The 6,815-nt window shown below is 73.1% G+C and carries 3 protein-coding genes; 1 reads left to right on the top strand and 2 read right to left on the bottom strand.

What is annotated here, in order from left to right; all coding sequences use genetic code 11:
* Window positions 1-981 (bottom strand): type VII secretion protein EccB (gene eccB / locus GSF22_RS28390; protein ID WP_208816840.1); only part of this gene is annotated, 981 nt, incomplete at its 3' end.
* Window positions 982-988: 7 nt separating this feature from the next.
* On the bottom strand, window positions 989-2,395 hold the full coding sequence (gene eccD / locus GSF22_RS28395) for a type VII secretion integral membrane protein EccD (protein ID WP_208816841.1): 1,407 nt from the start codon (window positions 2,393-2,395) through the stop codon (window positions 989-991).
* Window positions 2,396-2,550: 155 nt separating this feature from the next.
* Here eccD and eccCa point away from each other — a divergent pair, with 155 nt between their 5' ends.
* Entirely contained in the window at window positions 2,551-6,516 is a 3,966-nt protein-coding gene (eccCa, locus tag GSF22_RS28400; RefSeq protein WP_208816843.1) for a type VII secretion protein EccCa, read from the top strand.
* The last annotated feature ends 299 nt before the right edge of the window (window positions 6,517-6,815 follow it).

A 6,815-nucleotide genomic window follows, 5' to 3' on the forward strand; every position in this document is an offset into this window, starting at 1 on the left:
GGGCGGGGCCTGCCCGGCCGGCTGCCGCCGCCGGGCACTCTTCGGCGCGGCGGTCACCTCGGCCATCGTCGCCGGGGTCGGTTCGACCGGTTGCCCGGCGCGCAGGATGGCCACCTGTACCGGGGTGACCGGGGCCAGTCCGTCGTCGAGAACCAGGTAGTGCTGCGGCCCGGAGGCGGTGGTGGCGAGCAGGATGTCACCGATCTTCTGCCCGGGTACGGCCGGGGACCGCTCACCCCGGTCCGGGAAGCGGATCGCCTCGATGTCCACCCCGGCGGGCAGGGCGTTCAACCACGCCGTACCGGCCGGGGTCGGGTTGACCGCGCCGAACAACGCCGGCACCACCGTCCGGGACTCCTGCACCAGGTGCCGGCGTCCCTGCCACACCAGGTAGGTCATGCCCTGCGTGGCGTCGGAGACGAGCAGCCCCTCGTCGCCGAGTTGCCGGCCGCCGGCCGGTACCCGGGCCACCGCCAACGCGACGGTGCTCGTCCCACGCCCGGAGCTGTCCGTGCCGGGCGTGGCGCAGACCGTCCAGGGCAGACCGACCCGGCTCTTCGCGGTGGGCAGCGAGTCGGGCGCCCCGGCGATACCGACGGTCGTGCCGCGCGGCACCGTACCGAGGGAGTTGCCGGCCACCCGGAAGACCTGCGGGTTGGGCCGACCGGCGGCCAGCATGGCCGAGGCGTAGTTGAGCGTCGGGTGGAGCACCCCGTCGAGGTAGACGAAGCTGGCGCCGGTCTCCTTCTCGATGACGACCGAGCCGCTGACCTTCCACTTGCCGCTGCCGACCTTGGTCAGGATGCCGTAGATGCCGAAACCGGCGGCGACCAGCACGGCCACCATCAGGCCGCCGAAGACCGCGCCGATGCCCCGCCGGAGCGGGGACTGCTGCGGGTCGGTCTCGCGCATCACCAGCGCCGAGATGACCCGCTGGGTCATGAACTGGTACGACTGGAGCTGGTCCCGCCGGGTCGCCATGTGATCCTCACCCGCCGATCGAGGCGAAAAGTCCCTGGATCGCGCCGAAGACGCCGAGTACCGCGCAGGCCAGCGGGATCAGCGCCATGATGGCCAGTACGTCGAGGATGTCCGCCGCGCGGCCCAGGTAGGGCGACGGGCGGCGCCGGCTGTAGACCAGCCCGGCGGCTGACACGCCCGCCCCGACCAGCGCCAGCGGTGCCAGCGCGACCAGCCGCCCGCCGGGGCCGGCACCCAGCACCAGCCCGGCGGTCAGCACCACGAAACCGACGATCCCGCCCACCAGCAGCGGGATCCGCTGCTGGCCGACGGCGAAGAGCCGGGCCCGCAGCAGCAGCGCGGCGGACGCGCAGACCACCAGCAGCGTGGCAGCGGTGGTGTCGGTGACGGTGAGCAGGTACGTCAACGCGCAGACACCGGTCACGGCGACCGCCAGCAGCAGCCCGGTGAGCAGTTCGGTGGCGCGGGCGACCGCGCTGAACACCGCCGAGCGCTTCGGCATCGGCCGGTCCGCGAGGATCTCCTCCGGACGGTCCGGCAGTTCGGGTACCGGCACCCGGCCCAGCCAGCTGGCCAGTACGGGATAGCCGGGCAGCAGCGCGATGACGGTGGTCAGGGTGACCGCGGCGGCACCCGCCCCGGACGCGCCGGCGAAGCAGAGCCCGGCGGCGAGCAGTCCGGCCAGACCGGTGGTGATGCCGGCCATGAAGATCCGCTGCACCCCGGCCACCCCGACGTACCCGGCCAGGCTGAACACCAGCAGGGCGGCCGAACCGAGCAGCACACCCGGGGCGCCGAGCCGGCTCAGCCCGGCGCCGTCGGGCACCGCGAGCAGCGCGCCGCCGGCCAGGGCGTAGGGCAGCCCGGCGGCGGCCACCACCGCCCCGGCGACCGCGTCCGCGAAGGCCCGGGCCAGCAGCAGGCCGGCCACCGCGAGCAGCGCGGCGAACCCGAGTGCGACCAGGGCCGGCACCGTCCAGGGCGGACCGGCGAGCAGCGGTACGGCCACGCCGAGGGTGAGCAGCACGGCCCCGACGGCCAGGCCGCAGCGCCGGGTCGCGGCGTTGCCCCAGGACCGCCCGACCCGCCGGGCACCGCCCGCGATCACCTCGACCACGTCGTCGTACGCCAGCTCGGGCCAGTCGGTGCCGCCGGGTGCCAGGTGCAGCAGTTCCCCGTCGCGTACCCCCTGCACGGCCAGGTTGCGGGTGGGTTCCAGCACGGTGCCGGTGGCCCGGCGCAGCACCCAGCCACCCGACCGTTCGGCGGCCTCGCCGAGATCGTCACCGGCGTGCCGCAGCAGGTGGGGCAGGAGTTCCGCGACGAGAAGGTTGTCCGGCAGTGCGACGTCCATCCGTCGCTTCGGTGCCGCGACCGTCACCCTGGCCAGACTCAGGCCACCCGGCGCCGTCACGCTGGCCACCTCCCCGTACCCGCGTATGGAGCGACCGCTGTCGCAGCGGACAACCTAGCACGGCCGATCCGTCGTCCCCGCCGGTGATCCACAGCTCACCGGCCTCTCTATAGGATGACCCGGCCAGTGGCCGGGTGACGGGGAGGTTGACTCGGATGACATCGGTGATCGTCAAACGTCCGCCACGGCGTCCGGCGCCCGCGCTGCCGACCGGCGAGGTCATGCTGGAGCCACCGCCCGAGGTGCCGCCCGCCGCCGGCAAGAGCTGGGGCCGGATGCTGATGATCCTGCCGATGGCCGCGGGTGCCGCCGCGATGGGCCTGATGATGGGCGTGCAACGCGGCGGGCCGCTGGTCTACGTGGCCGGCGCCATGTACGGCGTCTCCATCCTCGGCATGATCGCCATGATGATGGTCAACCAGAGCGGGCCGGGCAAGAAGGAGATGATCGAGTCCCGGCGGCAGTACATGCGCCGCCTGGCCGCCCTCCGCTCGCAGGTCCGTACCACCATCGGTGAGCAGCGCGAGGCCATCTACTACCGGCATCCCGACCCGGGGGCGCTCTGGTCGGCGGTGCACGGCGGCCGGCTCTGGGAACGCCGCCGGTCCGACGCTGACTTCACCGTCGTCCGGATCGGACTCGGCGCCCAGGAGATCGCCACCCCGCTGGTCCCGCCGCAGACCCGCCCGGTCGACGAGCTGGAACCGCTCTGCGCGATGGCGCTGCGCACCTTCGTCGCCACCTACTCGGTGGTGCCGGACCTGCCGGTGGCCATCGCGCTGCGCGACTTCTCCCACGTCTACCTGCGCGGCACGGACACCGAGGTACGCGGCCTGGTCCGGGCGGTGCTGGCCCAGGTGGCCACCTTCCACGCCCCGGACGACCTGCTCATCGGGCTCTGCGTACCGGACGAACGGCGCCCGCACTGGGAGTGGGCCAAGTGGCTGCCGCACGCCCAGCATCCCAGCAAGATCGACGCCGCCGGGCCGATCCGGCTCTTCGCCCCGGCGGTCACCTCGCTGGAGGCGATGCTCGACGACGTCCTGGCCAACCGGCCCCGGTTCGACCCGACGGCCGGCAACGCGGTCGGCGGGCCGCACGTCGTGGTGGTCATCGACGGCGGTTCCACCGCCGGCTCCGACCATCTGATGACCGACGGCGGGGTGGCCGGGGTGACCATCCTCGACCTGTCCAACGCGCCGCCCCGGATGCTCGACGAGACCTCCGTGGTGCTGGACATCGCCGCCGACGGCACCGTCTCCGGTACCACCATGGACGGCACCACCCAGGTCGGCTCGGCGGACCGGCTGGACGTGCCGCGCGCCGAGGTCCTCGCCCGGGAGTTGGCCCCGCTGCGGCTCTCCGCCACCTCGTACGCCGAGCAGTCCACCGGCGCCACCGTCGACCTCGGGCTGGCCGAACTGCTCGACCTCGGCTCGCCGTACGACTTCGACCTGGGGCAGAGCTGGGCCAGCCGCCCCAACCGGGACCGGCTGCGGGTGCCGATCGGCGTCGGGCAGGACGGCCGCCCGATCGAGCTGGACCTGAAGGAGTCCGCCCAGGACGGCATGGGTCCGCACGGTCTGCTGGTCGGCGCGACCGGCTCCGGCAAGAGCGAGCTGCTGCGTACCCTGGTGCTGGCGCTGGCGGTGACGCACAGCTCGGAGATCCTCAACTTCGTGCTGGTCGACTTCAAGGGCGGCGCCACCTTCACCAAGCTGGACCGGTTGTCGCACACCAGCGCCGTGATCACCAACCTGAAGAACGAGATGGCGCTGGTCGACCGGATGCGTGACGCCATCCAGGGCGAGCTGGTCCGTCGGCAGGAGCTGCTGCGGGAGGCCGGCAACTACGCCTCGCAGCGCGACTACGAGCGGGCCCGGGCGGCCGGGGTGCCGTTGGCACCGCTGCCCAGCCTGCTGATCGTGGTCGACGAGTTCAGCGAGCTGCTCGGCGACCGGCCGGACTTCATCGACATGTTCGTGCAGATCGGCCGGTTGGGCCGGTCCCTCGGCATCCACCTGCTGCTCGCCTCGCAACGGCTGGAGGAGGGGCGGCTACGGGGCCTGGAGACCCACCTGTCGTACCGGCTGGGCCTGCGGACGTTCTCCTCGATGGACAGCCGGGCGGCCCTCGGCGTACCCGACGCCTACGAGCTGCCCCGCTCACCCGGGCACGGCTACCTGCGGATCGGCACCGAGGGGCTGATCCGGTTCCGGGCCGCGTACGTCTCCGGGGTGGTCCGCTCGGACGGTTCCCGGCCCACCGTCGGTGGGCAGGCCGTCGACCCGGTCCGTGACTTCACCACCTACTACGTGGCCCCGAACCGGGACGACCAGCCGGCCGAGCCGGGGGAGCCGGTCGTCGAGCCGGAGGAGAGCGCGGTCGGGGACAGCCTGCTGGACGTGCTGGTCCGGCGGATGGAGGGGCAGGGCCCGCCGGCCCACCAGGTATGGCTGCCGCCGCTGGCCGAACCCCCGACCCTGGACCAGCTGCTCGGCCCGTTCGTGGTCAGTCCGCGCCGGGGCCTGACCCTGCGCGACGCCGATCCGCAGCGGGCCCTGCACGGGCTGGTCGGCATCATCGACAAGCCGGTCGAGCAGCTCCGCGAACCGATGTGGCTGGACCTCTCCGGTGCCGGTGGGCACCTGATCGTGGTCGGCGGCGCCCGCAGCGGCAAGAGCACCTTCCTGCGTACCCTGATCGGCAGCCTGGCGCTCCGGCACACCCCCCGTGAGGTGCAGTTCTACTGTCTCGACTTCGGTGGCGGCGGGTTGTCGGCGCTGGCCGGCCTGCCGCACGTGGGCGGGGTGGCGACCCGCCGCGAGGTGGACAAGGTGCGTCGGACCATCGCCGAGGTGCACGGGCTGATGCAGAGCAGGGAGGCGCTCTTCGACCGGCACGGGGTGGAGGGCATCGCCGGGTACCGCCGGGCGAAGGAGCGGGGCGAGTACACCGGCGACCCGTTCGGGGACATCTTCCTGGTGGTCGACGGCTGGTCGACCCTGCGGGCCGAGTTCGAGGACCTGGACGGCACGCTCAACGAGCTGGCCAACCGGGGTCTCGGGTACGGCGTCCACCTGCTGGTGGCGACGAACCGCTGGATGGACGTGCGGGCCGCGGTCCGGGACATGTTCGGCACCAAGATCGAGCTGCGGTTGGGTGAGCCGAGCGACTCCATGATCAACCGTAAGGCTGCGGTGAACGTGCCCGAGCGGACGCCGGGTCGGGGTCTCACCCCGGACGGCTTCCACTTCCTGGCCGGGCTGCCCCGGATCGACGGCCGGGAACAGCTCGACGACCTGGCCGAGGCGGTCACCGAGTTCGTCGCGCAGTCCCGGGCGTACTGGCCGGGCCCGCCGGCCCCGGCGGTCCGCCTGCTCCCGGCGGAGCTGCCGTACGCCGCCCTGCCCGCACCCCAGCGGGGCCGGCTGCCGGTGGGTATCGCCGAGGCCGACCTGCAACCGGTCCACCTCGACTTCGACGCCGAGCCGCATCTGCTGCTCTTCGGCGACATCGAGAGCGGCAAGAGTTCCTTCCTGCGTGGGGTGGCGAAGATGGTCACCCGCAGCTACCAGCCCAGCGAGGCCCGGCTGATCCTGGTCGACCTGCGGCGTACCCTGCTGGGCTGCGTCGACACCGAGCACCTGATCGGGTACGGCACCTCGCAGCAGACCACCGCCGACCTGGTCAAACAGGTGGCCACGGTGATGAAGGAACGGCTGCCGGGCCCCGACGTGAAGCCCGAGCAGTTGCGCGACCGTAGCTGGTGGAAGGGCCCGGAGCTGTACCTGCTGATCGACGACTACGACCTGGTCGCCGGCGCGGCGGTCAACCCGCTCGCCCCGCTGCTGGAGTACCTGCCCCAGGCGCGTGACATCGGGCTGCACGTGGTGATCACCCGGCGGATCGGGGGTGCCGCGCGGGCCATGTTCGACCCGGTCATCGGTCGGATCCGGGAGCTGGCGTCGCCCGGCATCATGATGTCCGGCCCCCGCGAGGAGGGGCCGATCTTCGGCAACCTCAAGCCGCAGATCCTGCCGCCGGGCCGGGCCTGGCTGGTCACCCGGCGGGACGGCGCCCGGCTCGTCCAGCTCGCCTGGACCCCGCCGGAACACTGACGGTCCCGGGCCGGGCGACGGAAGCCGACACCGTCGCCCTGCCCGGCCCGGACCCTTCCCCGACACCGACGCCCGGCGCCCGACACCGACACCCGCACCGACGCCCGACAGCGACGCCCGACGCCCGGCGCCCGACACCGGCGCCCGACGCCCGACGCCCGACCGGGAACCCTCCTCGACCCGCCTTTGCTCTGCTTCAACGACGGCAACACTTCGCCCGGCCGGCTGTTGCCTCCGCTGAAGCAGAGCAAAGGCGCCGAGACCACCCCGGCCGAGCCGGCCAGGAAGGTGTGCGAGTG

This window comes from Micromonospora echinofusca (genome assembly GCF_017614955.1).
Classification (GTDB): Bacteria; Actinomycetota; Actinomycetes; order Mycobacteriales; family Micromonosporaceae; genus Micromonospora; species Micromonospora echinofusca_A.